Origin of the sequence: Rhizobium aethiopicum, assembly GCF_014197535.1 — a bacterium.
Lineage (GTDB): Bacteria > Pseudomonadota > Alphaproteobacteria > Rhizobiales > Rhizobiaceae > Rhizobium > Rhizobium aethiopicum_A.
The window spans coordinates 24,059-39,959 of sequence record NZ_JACIFV010000032.1; the positions used below are offsets into that span (position 1 = coordinate 24,059).

At 61.8% G+C, this 15,901-nt stretch carries 13 protein-coding genes; 4 read left to right on the top strand and 9 right to left on the bottom strand.

The features are described from left to right. The first annotated feature begins 84 nt into the window (after window positions 1–84). Window positions 85–933, top strand: a complete 849-nt coding sequence (locus GGD53_RS27990) for an aldo/keto reductase (protein WP_184459973.1) — start codon at window positions 85–87, stop codon at window positions 931–933. 166 nt (window positions 934–1,099) lie between these two features. Here GGD53_RS27990 and ilvN read toward each other — a convergent pair whose 3' ends face one another. Together ilvN and GGD53_RS28000 are read right to left on the bottom strand one after the other, a co-directional pair. Beyond that, complete coding sequence (ilvN, locus tag GGD53_RS27995) at window positions 1,100–1,672, bottom strand: acetolactate synthase small subunit (RefSeq protein WP_011426035.1); 573 nt, start codon at window positions 1,670–1,672, stop codon at window positions 1,100–1,102. An 80-nt stretch (window positions 1,673–1,752) separates the two neighbouring features. Continuing rightward, window positions 1,753–3,543: an acetolactate synthase 3 large subunit gene (locus tag GGD53_RS28000; protein WP_184459974.1), complete on the bottom strand. Its 1,791-nt coding sequence runs from the start codon at window positions 3,541–3,543 to the stop codon at window positions 1,753–1,755. A 321-nt stretch (window positions 3,544–3,864) separates the two neighbouring features. Between GGD53_RS28000 and GGD53_RS28005 the strand changes: the two genes are divergently transcribed. Beyond that, window positions 3,865–5,889 (top strand): ATP-binding protein, encoded by a 2,025-nt coding sequence (locus GGD53_RS28005; protein WP_184459975.1) that lies wholly within the window; start codon window positions 3,865–3,867, stop codon window positions 5,887–5,889. On the opposite strand, the gene GGD53_RS28010 is transcribed toward GGD53_RS28005, so the two are convergent. After that, on the bottom strand, window positions 5,874–6,788 hold the full coding sequence (locus GGD53_RS28010) for a dihydrodipicolinate synthase family protein (RefSeq protein WP_184459994.1): 915 nt from the start codon (window positions 6,786–6,788) through the stop codon (window positions 5,874–5,876). The two genes, GGD53_RS28005 and GGD53_RS28010, sit on opposite strands and share 16 nt — an antisense overlap. Before the next feature lie 18 nt (window positions 6,789–6,806). Then, a complete protein-coding gene (locus tag GGD53_RS28015) occupies window positions 6,807–7,421 on the bottom strand; it encodes a LysE family translocator (protein ID WP_184459976.1) in 615 nt (204 codons plus the stop codon). Window positions 7,422–7,515: 94 nt separating this feature from the next. Between GGD53_RS28015 and GGD53_RS28020 the strand changes: the two genes are divergently transcribed. Then, window positions 7,516–9,021, top strand: coding sequence for a PLP-dependent aminotransferase family protein (locus GGD53_RS28020; RefSeq protein WP_184459977.1), 1,506 nt, complete (start codon window positions 7,516–7,518; stop codon window positions 9,019–9,021). Between the two features lie 3 nt (window positions 9,022–9,024). Here the strand turns inward: GGD53_RS28020 and miaA are convergent, their stop codons facing one another. Then, window positions 9,025–9,921: a tRNA (adenosine(37)-N6)-dimethylallyltransferase MiaA gene (gene miaA / locus GGD53_RS28025; RefSeq protein ID WP_184459978.1), complete on the bottom strand. Its 897-nt coding sequence runs from the start codon at window positions 9,919–9,921 to the stop codon at window positions 9,025–9,027. On the opposite strand from miaA, the gene serB reads away from it, so the two are divergent. Further along, window positions 9,920–10,810 (top strand): phosphoserine phosphatase SerB, encoded by an 891-nt coding sequence (gene serB, locus GGD53_RS28030; protein ID WP_184459979.1) that lies wholly within the window; start codon window positions 9,920–9,922, stop codon window positions 10,808–10,810. The two genes, miaA and serB, sit on opposite strands and share 2 nt — an antisense overlap. 148 nt (window positions 10,811–10,958) lie before the next feature. Here the strand turns inward: serB and GGD53_RS28035 are convergent, their stop codons facing one another. The 4 genes from GGD53_RS28035 to GGD53_RS28050 form a co-directional block, all read right to left on the bottom strand. Beyond that, entirely contained in the window at window positions 10,959–12,671 is a 1,713-nt protein-coding gene (locus GGD53_RS28035) for a DegQ family serine endoprotease (protein ID WP_184459980.1), read from the bottom strand. A 201-nt stretch (window positions 12,672–12,872) separates the two neighbouring features. Then, window positions 12,873–13,832, bottom strand: a complete 960-nt coding sequence (gene hflC, locus GGD53_RS28040) for a protease modulator HflC (protein ID WP_184459981.1) — start codon at window positions 13,830–13,832, stop codon at window positions 12,873–12,875. A 5-nt stretch (window positions 13,833–13,837) separates the two neighbouring features. After that, window positions 13,838–14,926 (bottom strand): FtsH protease activity modulator HflK, encoded by a 1,089-nt coding sequence (gene hflK / locus GGD53_RS28045; protein ID WP_184459982.1) that lies wholly within the window; start codon window positions 14,924–14,926, stop codon window positions 13,838–13,840. Window positions 14,927–15,091: 165 nt separating this feature from the next. Beyond that, entirely contained in the window at window positions 15,092–15,814 is a 723-nt protein-coding gene (locus GGD53_RS28050) for a dihydrofolate reductase (protein ID WP_184459983.1), read from the bottom strand. Between the last annotated feature and the right edge of the window lie 87 nt (window positions 15,815–15,901).

Consider the following 15,901-nt stretch of genomic DNA (forward strand, 5'->3'; position numbering starts at 1 on the left):
CGATGCCATTGCATCATTGTCATGGTGACAGGATTACTTGAAAGATGGCGACGCGGCCCAATCTCTTGAGCAGAAAGAAGAGCCATGCAGGAAGACCCCATCCCCTCCGTAAAATTTCCGAACGGCATAGCCGTGCCGGCACTCGGCCAGGGAACCTGGGCCATGGGCGAGGATGCCGGTCATGCCAGGGCCGAGATCGAGAGCCTCAGAGCCGGCATCGATCTCGGCATGACGCTGATCGACACCGCCGAAATGTATGGCGACGGCGGCGCCGAGGAGATCGTCGGCCGGGCGGTCAAAGGACGACGCGACGAGGTCTTCATCGTCAGCAAGGTCTACCCCTGGAACGCCAGCCTGAAAGGCACGATCGAGGCCTGCGAACACAGCCTCGAGCGCCTAGGCACGGATCGTATCGATCTCTATCTCCTGCACTGGCGCGGCAACTATCCGCTCGCCGAGACCGTCGCTGCCTTCGAGATGCTCAAGGCCTCCGGCAAGATCGGCGCCTGGGGCGTCTCCAACTTCGATACCGACGACATGGAGGAACTGCTTGGCGTGCCCGACGGCGCCAATGTCGCCGCTAACCAGGTGCTGTACAACCTCACCCGCCGCGGCGTCGAGTTCGACCTTTTGCCCTGGTGCCGGAGCCGCGGCATCCCCGTTATGGCCTATTCGCCGATCGAGCAGGGACACGTCCTCCATCATCCGGAACTAATTCATATCGCCAAGGCCTACCAGGCGACACCCGCCCAATTGGCGCTCGCCTTCCTCCTGAAACGCGACGGCGTCATCGCCATCCCGAAGACCTCGAATGCCGAACGCGTTCGCGAAAACCGCGACTGTATCTCGCTTGATATCACCGAGGAGGATTGGCAAGCGCTCGACGCCGCCTTCCCGCCGCCGTCCAGGAAAAAGCCGCTGGAGATGCTGTGAGCGCGGCGCTTGCCCCTGCCGGCACCTTGCGGGGAGAAGGGAACACGCCGCAAATCCTTCGTTCCCTTTGACAGCTCGTTTGGCACGTCCCCTCTCCCCGTCAGAACGGGGAGAGGGTTAGGGTGAGGGGCACCCATTGGCGTAAACCTAACAAGCCGGGTGGAACTCACATCCCCTGCGCACCACGGTTCATCGCGGCAATACCCGTCCGGCAGACCTCGATCAGCCCAAGCGGCTTCATGATCGCGATGAACTGGTCGATCTTCGACGACTTGCCGGTGATCTCCAGAATGAAGTGGTCGATCGTCGCGTCGACCACCTTGGCATGGAAGGCATCGGCAAGCCGCAGCGTCTCGGCGCGCGTTTCGCCTTCGCCGATCACCTTAACCAGCGCCACTTCTCGCTCGATCGGCCGATCCTGGCCGAGTTCCCGGGCCCGCACCGTCAGATCGACGACGCGATGCACGGGCACGATGCGTTCGAGCTGCGCCTTGATCTGCTCCAGCACATGCGGCGTCCCGCGGGTAACGATGGTGATGCGGGACAGATGCGCCTGGTGCTCGGTCTCGGAGACGGTGAGGCTCTCGATATTGTAGCCGCGGCCGGAGAACAGGCCGATGACACGAGCAAGGACGCCGGGCTCGTTGTCGACGAGAACCGAGAGCGTGTGGCTCTCGACCGCGGTCGTTTCCGGAGAGATGAAATAGGCAGAGCCCGTGGGCTGAAGGTGTGCGTTCATGGTCCTGGGTTTCCTCTCGCCGCATAACCCCGAAAATCGGCCACGATTTTCGGAAAGGAATTATGCGCAATTATTAAGTCTTAGACGAGCTGGCGGCCCTTGGCATCGATCGCGTTGGCGACCGCTTCGTCGGTGGCTTCGTCGGGCAGCAGCATTTCGTTATGCGCCTTGCCCGAGGGGATCATCGGGAAGCAGTTGGCGAGATTGGCAACGCGGCAATCGAAAATGACCGGCTTCTTGACCTCGATCATCTCGATAATGGCATCGTCGAGCTCGTCCGGCTTGTCGCAGCGCAGGCCGACGGCGCCATAGGCTTCCGCCAGTTTGACGAAATCGGGCATCGCTTCCGTATAGGAATGCGACAGGCGGTTGCCGTGCAGCAGTTGCTGCCACTGGCGCACCATGCCCATATACTGGTTGTTCATGATGAAGATCTTGATCGGCGCATCGTACTGGATCGCCGTCGACATTTCCTGGATGCACATCTGGATCGAGGCATCGCCGGCAATGTCGATGACGAGGCTGCCGGGATGAGCGATCTGGACGCCGAGGGCCGCCGGCAGGCCGTAACCCATCGTGCCCAGGCCGCCCGAGGTCATCCAGCGGTTCGGCTGTTCGAAGCCGAAGAATTGTGCTGCCCACATCTGATGCTGGCCGACTTCGGTGGTGATGTAGGTGTCGCGGTCCTTGGTATGTGCAAACAGCCGCTCCAGCGCATATTGCGGCATGATCACGTCGTTGTTCTTCGTATAGGCGAAGGAGTTACGCGCCCGCCAGCGGGCGATATCGCTCCACCAGCCTTCGAGTCGGTTCTTCTCCGGCTTCTTCGGCAGCGCCCGCCACAGGCGGACCATGTCTTCGAGGACATGGCCGACATCGCCGCGGATGCCGATATCGACGCGGACGTTCTTGTTGATCGAGGACGGATCGATATCGATATGTATCTTCTTCGAGCTCGGCGAGAAGGCGTTGAGGCGGCCGGTGATGCGGTCGTCGAAGCGGGCGCCGATGCAGACCATGACGTCACAATCATGCATCGCCATGTTGGCTTCGTAGGAGCCGTGCATGCCGAGCATCTTCAGCCAGTTCTTGCCGGAAGCGGGATAGGCGCCGAGGCCCATCAGCGTCGAGGTGATCGGGAAATCGGTGAGTTCGACCAGCTCGCGCAGCAGTTTGGAGGCCTCGGGGCCGGAATTGACGACGCCGCCGCCGGAATAGATGATCGGACGGCGCGCATTCGCCATCAGTTCGATCGCTGCATGGATCTGGTTGAGGTCGCCCTGGATCTTCGGCTGGTAGCTCTTCTGGATCGCGTAATCGGCGGGCGGTGTGTAGGTGCCGGTCGCAAACTGCACGTCCTTCGGAATATCGACGACGACGGGCCCGGGACGGCCGGATTGGGCGATGCGGAAGGCCTCGTGAATGATGGCGGCGAGCTGATTGACGTCCTTGACCAGCCAGTTGTGCTTGGTGCAGGGCCGGGTGATGCCGACCGTATCGCATTCCTGGAAGGCGTCGGAGCCGATCAGCGGGGTCGGAACCTGACCGGTCAGGCAGACGAGCGGGATCGAATCCATCAGCGCATCCTGCAGCGGCGTGACCGCATTGGTAGCGCCCGGACCTGAGGTGACCAGCATGACGCCGACCTTTCCGGTGGAGCGGGCATAACCTTCGGCCGCATGGCCTGCCCCCTGCTCGTGGCGGACGAGGATGTGCTTGATGTCGTCTTGCTGGAAGATCTCGTCATAGATCGGCAGGACCGCGCCGCCGGGATAGCCGAAGATATGTTCGACGCCGTTGTCCTTCAGCGCCTTGAGAACGATCTCCGCCCCCGTCATCCGATTGCCTGCCGCCTGATTGTCCGTGCTCATCTGTCTTTTCCGTTTGATGCTGGGATTTGCGTTTGTGGCCGGGAGCCCGATTTCGGGCACAAAAAAAGGCCCCGGAGGACCTGTCATCTAGCGCATGGGTGGCTATCGCCGGATGGTTACACCATCCTGCCCATGCGCCTTCCCACCACGATAAGAGCCGTTGCGATTTTCATGGCGGGAAGTGATAGACAGAAAATTTCGCAGCGTCAACGCATGCCGCAATAAAAAACTGCCCCGCGTCCGCGCCTCTCAAAATCGATAGGATGAAGGATTTGTTAAAGGATCGACTTTATCCTTTAACGCTACTGCAAGGAGTAGCCTTTGCTCAACAACGACTTGCGCATGTCTGGCAAGGCAGGCGAGCACGATCGACGCGACGGCCATACGCCGGGAAATCGCTTTCTCGGCCGCGTCGTTGCATGCAGCGGCTCCAGGGCGACCATTGCCGCCGTCGCCGAACAGGGCGGCACCGATCTCACCGAACTCTGGTCTGTCGGCCGGCTGATTTCGATCAGCGTCGGCCGCAACCGCGTCGTCGCCCTCGTCTATTCCATGAATACCGGCAGCCATGCCTGGGGCGAAGGCGAGGACAATTATTTCAAGATCGAGACGGAGCTTCTCGGCGAAGTCCGCGTCGATGAGGACGGGCGCGAGGAATTTTCGACCGGTATATCGCGTTATCCCTATCTCGGCGCCATCGCCCATCGCATCCGCGCCGCCGACCTGATGCGCATCTATGATGCCGGAACGGGGACGACCGCCGTCATCGGCAAGCTGACGCAGGACGAAAGCATCGATGCGGCGATCCATATCCCCTCGATGCTCTCTAAGCATTTCGCCGTCGTCGGCTCGACCGGCGTCGGCAAATCGACGGCCGTGTCGCTGCTCCTGCACAAGGCGATCGCGGCGGATCCGAAGCTGCGCGTGCTGATCCTCGATCCGCACAATGAATTCGCCGCCGCCTTTCCCAAACACGCCGTCACCATCGATACCGATACGCTCGACCTGCCCTTCTGGCTGATGCGGCTCGAAGAGTTTGCCGAAGTCGTCTTCCGCGGCCGTCCGCCGGTGCCCGACGAGCTCGACATGCTGCGCGACATCATGCCGGAGGCCAAGCGGGCCTTCCGTGGCAGCGACAATTCTCTGGTGCGCCGCACGACGGAAAAGAGCTCAATTACTGCCGATACACCCGTCCCCTACCGCATGGCCGACCTGCTGGCGCTGATCGACGAGCGCATTGGCCGCCTGGAAGGCCGTACGGAAAAGCCTTCCCTGCGGTCGCTGAAGATGCGCCTCATCGCTGCGATCAACGATCCGCGCTATCACTTCATGTTCTCCAACAATACGATCAGCGATACGATCACCGATACCATCGCGCAGATCTTCCGTATTCCCGGCGATAGCAGGCCGATCTGCACCTTCCAATTGGCGGGCATCCCTTCCGAGGTGGTCAATTCGGTCGCTTCGGTGCTCTGCCGCATGGCCTTCGAGGTGGCGCTCTGGAGCGATGGCGCCATCCACATGCTCGTCGTCTGCGAGGAAGCGCACCGCTATATCCCGTCCGATCCGAACCTTGGCTTCATCCCGACGCGCCAGGCGATCGCCCGCATCGCCAAGGAAGGCCGCAAATACGGCGTCTCGCTCGGCATCATCACCCAGCGGCCGGGCGAGCTCGACCAGACGATCCTGTCGCAATGTTCGACGCTCTTTGCCATGCGCCTTGCCAATGACCGTGACCAGGAAATCATCCGCTCGGCCATCCCGAATTCGTCGATCTCGACGACGAGCTTCATCTCCTCGATCGGCAATGGCGAAGCGATCGCCTTCGGCGAGGCGATCAGCGTGCCGATGCGCATGCGCTTCTCCCATGTCGACGAAAGCCTCCTGCCGAAGGCCGCCAGCGCCAATAACAAGCACAGTGAGGAAGATCCCGACACGGTCGATCTACGCAAGATCGTCACCCGTATGCGGGCGGTGACCGTCAGCCCCGACATTTCAAATTTCCAGCAGAGCGTTGCGGCATCCATGCCGGGTTCTGATGAGGCGGAGGAAGCCGACGAGGCTTTCGACACAAAGCCCGTCCCCCCGCTCGCGCCGGCTTCGGCGCCACTCGGATCCTACCGGCGCGAATTACTACCGCAGGCGCCGCGGCTGGACCCCGCCGAGCCGGCCCCGATCGATCCGCGGCTGGACGCGCTGCGCCGCGAACTGCGTCGCGAGGAACCGGTCTTTCCCCGGCCGGCGCCGCCGGCCGATCAGCCACCGATCACCCGCCGGGAACCCGGCCCGTCGCTGCGCGAAAGCATACTGAAAAAGCCGCTGAGCAGCCTTTACAACAAGGATTGATGTTCCAGCTCGATCAGCGGCCGGACAATGTCGAGCACACGCTCGCGGTCCGCCGGCCCAAGCCGCAGGAGGGGACGCGGAAGCTCCGCCCGGATATCCAGGAGATGCTCGGCCATCATATAGACCACGCGAATGCTTCCATACGCCTTGAACACCTCCCAAAGCGGCTGCAGCAGATCATCGAGCCGCCGCGCCTCGCCGTCATTGCCGGCCATGGCCGCTTTCGTCAGAGCGAGCGCCGTGCGCGGAAGCAGGCCGCCGATGACACTATACCAGGCGTCTGCGCCTGCAAGCAGTGCCTCCGCCGCGCCCCAATCGCCGCTGTAGCCGATCGCGAGATCGGTCCTTTCCCGCAATAGCGCAAGCTCCCCTCGTAAGTCGCCGTCAACAGGCAGCGGCATCTTCACCGCCTTGATCGTCTCGATATCGGAGAGGCGCTGCAGAAGCTCGCGGCTGAAGGTGAAGTGCGTCGTGCCGGGATTGTTGTAGATGCAAAGCGGAAGCCTGGTCGCCTTCGCCACTGCGAGGAAATGCTGGTAGGCCTCTTCCTGGGTCAGCGGCGTATAAGACACAGGCGCAAGCAGAAGCGCATCCGCGCCGGCAGCCTCGGCGTCCCTCGCCAGATCCAGGGCATGGTCCGTCCTCAGAGCGCCGGCGCCGACAACCAGCGGAACGCGGCCATTGACGCATTCCACCGCCGCCTTGACGGCCCGCAGCCGCTCCTCGCGCGTGAGATAGGCGTAAATCCCGGTGCTGCCGAGAAGGCCGATGGAGGCCACAGCTGACTCGCACAGGCGTTCCAGCAAGCGGCCAAGCCCCTCAGTGTCGATCCGGCCATGCGGATCGGCAGGCGTTGGCGGAAAGGCCGACAGGCCATGAAACGGCGAAGGAGACATGATGCAATCCTCAAAGGGCGGTCAATGGGAGAACAGCAGGCGCGAACCCGCGCCGGCGAAGAAGACGGCAAGACTTCCCTCGATCCAGCGGCGCGCCCGCGCATACCCGCGCACCATCGGCGCCGTCGAGAAAAGCACGGCATAACCGGAAAAAATCGAGATCCCGAGAAGCACGCAGCCGGCGAAAGCCATGACGGCCATTTCAGGCGACGCGCCAGGCCTGAGGCCGAGAGACATGATCGCCACCCAGGCCAGCACCGCCTTCGGGTTCCCGAGATGCATCAGGATTCCACGCCGATACAGCGCGCCGAGCGCGGCAGCAGGCCGGGAGAACTCACCTGCCGGCCCATCCGCGGCAACGGCCGAGCGAGCGGCCTTCCAGGCGAGCCAGAGGAGATAGAGCCCACCCGCAATTTTGAGGACGATGAGGGCCTGAGCATAGCGGACCAACAATGTGGAAATGCCGGTGACCGCGATCAGACCCCAGCAGGTCGACATGGTGATCACCCCGGCGGCGAGTGCAAGCGCCGGCCGGCGCCCTTGGCGCATTGCCACGTTCATGATGGCCATGTTGCTTGGCCCGGGACTGCCTGCCGCGATGACATAGGCGATATAAACGACGAGAAGATCTTGCATTTCCATTTTCCAGAGGCCGCCACTCGCTTCCTTCTTGCGGAAAATTGGTTCATCATGAAGCGCCATTTTCAAGAATCTTCATGGACCATTTTCAATGTCCAAGCGGCGCAGCAACATCGAGATCCCTTCGCTCCATGCGATCGATCGAACCGCCAATATCAGCCGCCAGCTTGCACAGGCTCTCAGGAGCGCCATTGCCCGCGGCGAGCTGAGGCCCGGCGAGCGCCTTCCCTCGACGCGCACGCTCGCAGCCTCCCTGAAAATCGCCCGCGGCACCGTCGTCGAGGTATTCGACCAACTGACCGCCGAAGGTTATCTCGAAGCGAGAGTCGGAGCCGGAACCCGTATTGCCACGGCTCTGATGGATGCGACGCCCGTGCTTCCGCCGCCACCGGCAGCGCCGGTTGCGGATACTCTGGATCTGCCCGCCCCGGCCGCCCGGCTGATATCAGTCGCCCGCGCGCTCGTCCCTCACCCGCCCGTTCCCTTCGCCGTATCAGTCCCGGCCTCCGGCATTGCGCCTGACGACAACTGGCGCCGTCTCGGCAATCGGGTGCGTGCGTCCAAAGAGGCTGCCCCATCAGGCTATCACGATCCGATGGGCCTGCTCGAGCTGCGCCTCGCCATTGCCGAACACGTCCGCCGCGCCCGCGCGGTTCATTGCGAACCGGAACAGGTCGTCGTCACATCGGGCACCCAGCAGGGCCTCTACATGGCCGGCCGCGTGCTGCTGTCGCGCGACGATCCTGTCTGGGCCGAAGACCCGGCCTATCCCGGCCTCACCGCCGTGCTCGACGATCTCGGCCTGCGCACGCACCGCATCCCGGTCGATACGCAGGGAATGAACGTGGAGCGCGGCCTCGAACTCTGTCCGCAGGCGCGCGCCGCATTCGTGACGGCGTCGCACCAGTATCCGATCGGCATGCCGCTCAGCATGGCGCGACGCAACGCCCTGATCGCCTGGGCCGACCAGGCCCGCGCCTGGATCGTCGAAGACGATTACGACAGCGAATTGCGTTACGCCGGCCACCCCTTCCCCTCGATGCAGGGCCTCTGCCCCTCACGCGTCATCTATCTCGGCACCTTCAGCAAGGTCCTCTTTCCTTCGCTGCGCCTCGGTTATGTCATCGCCCCTCCTCAGCTCGCGGAAGCCTTCGCCGGTGCGCGCGCCATTCTCGACCGGCATTCGCCGACATCAGAACAGCATGTTCTCGCCGCTTACATGAAGGAAGGCTATTTCGAAGCCCATATCCGGCGGATCCGCGGCCTCTATGCCGAACGTCGGGCATTCCTGCTGTCGGCGTTAGAACAAGCCTTGCCCGAGGGGTGCCGCATTCAGCCGAGCGACCAGGGCATGCACATTCTCCTGTGGCTGCCCGCAGAAATCGACGATGTACGGCTCGCGGCGCGCGCGCTGTCTTCCGGCATCGCGGTTCGCGCCATCTCCCCCATGTATGCGGACCCGCCGGCGCACCCTGGCCTTATGCTGGGTTTCGGCGGCTTTCCGGAGGCGCAACTGCAAGCAGCGGTCAGCGATCTCGCCAGACTGCTGCAGGCGCATATCGCGTATACTGGTGCGGAAGGTCCGCAACGGGGATGAGGCCTAGGCGCTCAGCCTTTGCCAGCTCTCGTCCATCTGATTGCGGAACCAGGTCATTTGCCGCTTGGCATATTGCCGTGTCGCCGCAGCCCCTTTCTTCAACACCTCATCGCGCGTCATCTCGCCCTTCAGCATCGCCGCGATCTGCGACACACCGATGGCCTTCATGACAAGCGCCTCGGCCGGCAGGCCGAGCGCAAGCAGCGCCTTTACCTCGTCTTCCGCACCCTGTTGCAGCATCTTTTCGAAACGGCCGTTGATGCGGGCATGCAGCACCGCCCGGTCCGGCAGAACGACAATTTTGCGGGCCTCGTCGGCATTGATCACCACAGGCCCTGACCGACCCTGGAAATCAGCGATCGAGCGTCCCGTCGCTTTGATCACCTCCAGCGCCCGGACGATGCGCTGGCCGTCCTGGCGGTTGAGGCTTGCCGCCATCGCGGGATCGACGTCAGAAAGCTCGGCGTAAAGCACGTCCGGCCCCTCCTCCACGAGTCGCGTGCGCAATTCTTCCCGCAGCGCTTCGGGAATATCCGGCATGTCGGAGAGACCGCCGATCAGCGCCTTGAAGTAAAGCCCCGTGCCGCCGACGAAGACCGGTAGCTGCCCGGCGGCTCTGAGCGCCGGCAAAAGCGCCGAGACATCGCGCAGCCAGGCGCCTGTGGAATACCCGGCCCCAGCCGGCACGTGGCCGTAGAGATGATGCGGCACGCCTTGCATCTCCTCCTCCGACGGACGCGCGGTCAGCACCCGCAATGTGTCGTAGACCTGCATGCTGTCGGCATTGACGACCGCGCCGCCATGGCGTTTGGCCAATTCGACGGCAAGCGCGGACTTGCCGCTGGCGGTCGGCCCGGTTATCAGGATCGCGTTCTCTACGCTCAGAAGGTTTTCCATCATGGCCCTCGTTGCCACGCTTGTTGCCAATCCGTCAAATCCTGTGCTTACTCCTGGCATCGCCGAACAAGCGGCTGAGGCAGTAACCGCTTCCGGCCTCTACTGGCTGGCCGACGGCGTTGCCTGCGACATCGCACTGCGCGACGGCACGGATGCGCAAGCCGCCGAGGCCAATCTTCTCGCCGTCATATCAAGCGCCCCCATCGACCTCGTCATCCAGGAGCAGGACAGCCGCCGCAAGAAGCTGCTGATCGCCGACATGGATTCGACGATGATCGGCCAGGAATGCATCGACGAACTTGCCGCCGAAGTCGGCCTGAAGGAGAGGGTCGCCGACATCACCGCTCGCGCCATGAATGGCGAGATCGCCTTTGAGCCCGCCCTGCGGGAGCGCGTCGCCCTCCTGAAAGGGTTGCCGATCTCGGTTGTCGACGAGGTCATCGCCAAGCGCATCACACTGACGCCGGGGGGGCCGGAGCTGATCGCCACGATGAAGGCGAAAGGTCATTACACCGCTCTCGTCTCCGGGGGCTTCACCGTCTTCACCCGCCGCATCGCCGCCACCCTCGGCTTCGACGAAAACCGCGCCAATACGCTGCTGGACGAGGATGGTATTCTCTCCGGCTTCGTCGCCGAACCTATCCTCGGCAAGCAGGCAAAGGTGGATGCGCTGAACGAGATTTCAGCAAGCCTCGGCATTTCGCCACAGGAGGCAATCGCCGTCGGCGACGGCGCCAATGATCTCGGCATGCTGCAGCTCGCCGGCTCCGGTGTCGCCCTCCACGCCAAGCCCACCGTCGCCGCTCAGGCGCAGATGCGCATCAATCACGCCGACCTGACGGCGCTACTTTATATTCAGGGTTATCGGAAGACCGATTTTGTGACGGCTTGAACGTCCGATTTCAACAGGAGACGGATGTACAACAAAGGCGGCGCGGCAACCCCTCTCCGCCTCATTCCTGTGCTTGTCACAGGAATGAGGGCGGAGAGGTTGAGCGAGAACAGGAAGGCGGCACCTGGTCCCCACCGCCGCAGTTCTCCTATTCCATCGGCACCGCCACGAACCGCAGATCGCCGTTTGCCGATGCGATCATCAGCTGGGCGTTGCGACGGCCTTGCTGTTTCAGCGATTTCACCTTGGCCGCGACCGCATCCGGGGATTTCATGAACTCCTGCGCCACCTCGACGATAACGTCCCCCGGCTTCAACCCCTTTTCGGCCGAGGCGGAGCCGGGCTCCACCTCCGTCACGACGACACCGTCGACGCTTTCGGCGATGCCGAAAGCCTTGCGTGTTTCGGGACTGAGGAGCGACAGCGACAATCCGAGCACGTTCTTCGGCGTAGCCTCATCCGGCGATACCTGGCCCTGTTGGTGCTGGTCCGGCGCCGGCGCACCCGGTGCGGGCGCTGCCTGATCGCCAGTATCCGGCTGATCCATATCGTTGTTCTCGTCGGGATCAGGGGTGATCACGCCGTCCTGCGAGCCATCGGGCGCTGCATCGCCGGATGCCGCCTGATCGCTGTCTTCGAGCCGGCCGAGCTTCACCTTGACGGTCTGCTCCTTGCCGTCGCGCAGCACCACGACGTCGACTTCTTTTCCGACCGTGCTTTCTGCCACGACGCGCGGCAGGTCGCGCATTTCATTGACCGCCTTGCCGTCGAATTTCAAAATGACGTCGCCCGCCTTGATCGAGCCGTCGTCGACGGGGCCGCCCTTGATGACGCCGGCGACCAGTGCGCCCTTGGCGGTGTCGAGCCCGAGGCTGTCGGCGATGTCGTCGGTCACCGGCTGGATGCGCACGCCGAGCCAGCCGCGCCGCGTCTCGCCATACTGGCGCAACTGCTCGACGACGCCGGAAGCAAGTTCGGACGGTACCGAGAAGCCGATGCCGATCGAGCCGCCGCTCGGCGAGATGATCGCCGTGTTGATGCCGATCACTTCACCCTTCATGTTGAAGAGCGGCCCCCCGGAATTGCCCTTGTTGATCGCCGCATCCGTCTGGATGAAGTTGTCGTAGGGGCCGGCATTGATGTTGCGGCCGCGCCCGGAAATGATGCCGACCGTCACCGAACCGCCGAATCCGAACGGATTGCCGATCGCCATGACCCAGTCGCCGATGCGCATCTCGCTGGAATCGCCGAATTTCACCGATTTCAGCGGCGTCTTCGGCTCGACCTTCAACACGGAAAGATCGGTCTTCGTATCCGTGCCGATCAGCTTCGCCTTGAGCTTCGAGCCGTTGGCGAAATTGACTTCGATGTCGTCGGCGCCCTCGATCACGTGGTTATTGGTGACGATATAGCCGGCCGGATCGATGACGAAACCGGAACCGAGCGAGCTGACATTATGGTTGGGGCCTTTGTTGCCCTGCTGTTTGTTGAAGAAGTCGTTGAAGAACTCCTGGAATGGTGACCCGTCAGGGGCGCGCGGCGCCGGACCGACCCCTTCGTCATCCTTCACGTTCTGCGAGGTCGAGATGTTGACCACGGCATCGAGCAACCCTTCGGCGAGATCGGCAACGGAAGCCGGACCGTTGGTCGGCACGACGGTCTGAACCGGTGGCGTCTGCTGCGGCGTGGCAGATGCAGGTGGCGTGGGAGCAGCCGGAACAGGCGCGGCAACCCCGGGCGCTGCTGTTTCAGGCGTGGTTTGCGCAAAAGCAATACCGCTCATGCCAGCTTGCGCCAGCATGGTGGCGCTGGCCAGAAGCGCGAGCGTTCGTCTGAAGGGCAAGCGAATCGTGGGGGCCATCAAGCTTCCTCATAAGGGGGTAAATGCGCATATTCAGCACCAGCATAAGGCGGAATGATGGAGGGTGAAATCACCTTTTCGCGAAATCCCCGTGCAATCCGATGGACCGTCACGAAAGTCCGGCCTTGGCTCTTGAAGCCGAAAAGGGCCGGCGCTGGGCCGACCCTTTCTCGATCTTGCCGGGAAACAGATCCCGTGTTTTCAGTTCGCCGGCTGGCCTGGCGCCGCCGGAGCGGTTGCTCCGGGCATTGCGGGAACCGACGTAGACGGGCTGGCCGGCGCGGCGCCGGCAGCCTTATTGAAATAGCGGAAGAATTCCGAATCCGGCGACAGGACCAGCGTTGTGTCCTGCGATGAAAGCGCTGCCGAATAGGCTGCCATCGAGCGATAGAACTCGAAAAAACCGGGGTCTCTTGAGAATGCATCGGCGAAGACGCGGTTGCGTTCGGCATCGCCCTGGCCACGCAGGATCTCGGAGTCGCGCTGTGCGCCGGCAGTCAGCTCGACGACCTGGCGGTCGGCAACGGCGCGGCGGCGCTGACCTTCCTCGTTGCCCTGCGCGCGCAGAAGCTCAGCTTCCGCCAGTCGCTCGGCGCGCATGCGGTTATAGGTGCGCTCGGAAACATCCTGCGTCAGGTCGGTCCGGCTGATGCGCACGTCGTCGAGCGTGATGCCGAGCGTCTCCGCATCGGCTTGCAGCTCGTTGCGCACCTCGAGCATCATCGCCACGCGCTCTCGGGAGAGAGCGGCCTCGATGCTGCGCACGCCGTAGACCCTGCGCAAGGCGGAATCGAGGCGCGTGCGAAGCCGCGCTTCCGCCGCCTCCCTGTCGCCCGACACCGTTTCGCGGAAACGGCGCGCGTCGTTGATGCGGTAGATGAGGAAGGCATTTACCTCATAGAAGGCGCCGCCGGAAACCTGGACGCGTATATTGTCGAGGTCGAAGCGCAGCTCCTGCTTCGGCACGTATTGCACCCTGTCGGCATCGGCAAAGGCGAAAGGCAGCTTGAAATAGATGCCGGGGTCAGTCTTGACCGACTGGATTTCACCAAAGCGAACGACGATAGCCTGTTCGCGGGCGGTCACGACGAAGACCGAGGAATAGACCCCGACCAACACGACCGCCAGGAGGATTAGAACTACGGGAAGTCTGTTCGACATGGGTCTCAGCCTCCCTGTTGCTGCTGTTGCTGCGTCGGCCTGTTTATCTCGTTGAGAGGCAGATAGGGCACGGCGCCGGCCTTTTGGTCGATGATCACTTTCTTGGAACCCTTCAGCACCTGTTCCATGGTTTCCAGGAACAGCCGCTCCCGCGTCACGTCAGGAGCCTTGGAATATTCGTCGTAGATCGAAACGAAGCGTTGCGCTTCACCTTCAGCCTCCTTGACGATCCGGTCCTTATAGGCCGCTGCTGCTTCGCGGATGCGGGCCGCGTCACCGCGGGCCTGGCCGAGCTTCTGGTTGGCGTATTGGTTCGCCTCCTCCACGAGGCGCTGCTTGTCCTGATCGGCACGCTGCACTTCTTCGAAGGCATCGGCCACGTCACGCGGCGGTGCGACGTCCTCGATGGTCACGCGGTTGATCGCAATGCCGGCGCCGTAGCGATCCATCGTATCCTGGATGATGTTGCGCACTTCGGTTTCGATCGGTCCGCGATTGTCACGAAAGGCATCCTGTGCCGGGCGCCGGCCGACGATTTCGCGCATGGCGCTTTCGGAAACCTGCTGCAGCGTTTCAGCTGGATTTTCGAGACGGAAAAGATAGGATTTCGGGTCGTTGACCGTGTAGAGCACGGAGAACTGCACGTTGACGATGTTCTGGTCGCCGGAAAGCATCAGTCCAGCCGTCGAATTGCTGTTGTTGCGTCCGCCGATATTCTGCTGCTGCTCCGTCACCTTCACGATCTCGACCGCGTCCATCGGCCAGATGCGGAAATGCAGGCCCGGCATGGAAATTTCCTCTCTCGGCTTGCCGAAGCGCAGCTGGACGGCGCGTTCGTCCGGCTGGACGGTGTAGACGCACTGAATCAGCCAGAAAACGGCGACGATCGCCACCACGATCGCGGCCACGCCGCCATTGAAACCGCCGGGAACGATATTGCGCAGCTGATCCTGGCCGCGCCGGATGATGTCTTCCAGATCAGGCGGTCCGCCCTTGCCGCCACGCGGGCGGTTCGGCCCCTGGCCCCATGGTCCCTGATTGTTACCGCCGCCGCCCCAAGGGCCGCCGCCGCCATTCTGATTGCTCCAGGGCATCAAAACCTCGTTATTCGTTAAGTCTTCCCCGCATCCGGGACCGTGGGGGCTGACCGGTGGATGCGTTGGTGACCGTTATAGGTATCACCGCACCGGCTTTCAACGCAGCGTGAGAAACTTGGTCAATTTAATTGGAAAATAGTTCGTTTTCAGGCGCGACCGCGTTCAAGACTTAGTGGAACGCGTATCCTCTGGGAAGAACTCGAACTGCACGCCTTCACTGTCCGAAGCGACAACTTTCTTCTCGTACAACTCAAAGTATTTATCGAAATCCGGCTCCCGACCCATAAACTCTTCTTTAGATTTGAATCTATGTTCTGGCTTTCGCCTCTCGTAACGGGTTATGCGAAACGGAAATTGATCATGTTCACTCTTTGGGTACTCGTCCTCAAACCCACGTTTCCATTCGGACTTTGATCCGACGGCATCCTTCTCGAAGTCAGTTTCAAATTTAGCATCCCCATTAATAGGGCCGCAGAAGACTTCAGTCAGAAAAACCTGATTTATATAACGCTCAAATATCTTATATATCTGCTCTCCACCAATAACAAAAAATTCCAGCTTGCCAGCTATTATCGAACTTACGTCAGCGAATAGTAAAGCCGTCTCGACGTCCCTCGCCCATCTAATATCAGGTGAGTTAGAAAGGATTTCGGACCGCGATAATATAATATTTGTTCGATTTGGTAGGGGCCTATTTCCAAGCGATTCAAAGGTCTTCCGACCCATGATGATGGCATGACCAGACGTTCTTCTCTTGAAAAGCTGAAGATCGGTACGAAGATGCCACGGCAATCTATTCTCAACGCCAATTATATTGTCAGGATAGCTGCGAGCAACAATTGATGTTGCCGACGGCATTTTTACGCGTTTTCTCTTGATTCTCATTGACTGCAATCTTTGGTTGCAACTCCCTTATGCAGTCTGGTTATATTACGAAGAGATCGCATTCAAGTCGAATGTGGCTAATTAAAA

Coding starts and splice junctions, on each gene's coding strand:
- GGD53_RS27990 (WP_184459973.1), top strand. CDS start 85: ATGCAGGAAGACCCCATCCCCTCCGTAAAATTTCCGAACGGCATAGCC.
- ilvN (WP_011426035.1), bottom strand. CDS start 1,672: ATGAACGCACACCTTCAGCCCACGGGCTCTGCCTATTTCATCTCTCCG.
- GGD53_RS28000 (WP_184459974.1), bottom strand. CDS start 3,543: ATGAGCACGGACAATCAGGCGGCAGGCAATCGGATGACGGGGGCGGAG.
- GGD53_RS28015 (WP_184459976.1), bottom strand. CDS start 7,421: ATGCAAGATCTTCTCGTCGTTTATATCGCCTATGTCATCGCGGCAGGC.
- GGD53_RS28020 (WP_184459977.1), top strand. CDS start 7,516: ATGTCCAAGCGGCGCAGCAACATCGAGATCCCTTCGCTCCATGCGATC.
- serB (WP_184459979.1), top strand. CDS start 9,920: ATGGCCCTCGTTGCCACGCTTGTTGCCAATCCGTCAAATCCTGTGCTT.
- miaA (WP_184459978.1), bottom strand. CDS start 9,921: ATGATGGAAAACCTTCTGAGCGTAGAGAACGCGATCCTGATAACCGGG.
- GGD53_RS28035 (WP_184459980.1), bottom strand. CDS start 12,671: ATGGCCCCCACGATTCGCTTGCCCTTCAGACGAACGCTCGCGCTTCTG.
- hflC (WP_184459981.1), bottom strand. CDS start 13,832: ATGTCGAACAGACTTCCCGTAGTTCTAATCCTCCTGGCGGTCGTGTTG.
- hflK (WP_184459982.1), bottom strand. CDS start 14,926: ATGCCCTGGAGCAATCAGAATGGCGGCGGCGGCCCTTGGGGCGGCGGC.
- GGD53_RS28050 (WP_184459983.1), bottom strand. CDS start 15,814: ATGAGAATCAAGAGAAAACGCGTAAAAATGCCGTCGGCAACATCAATT.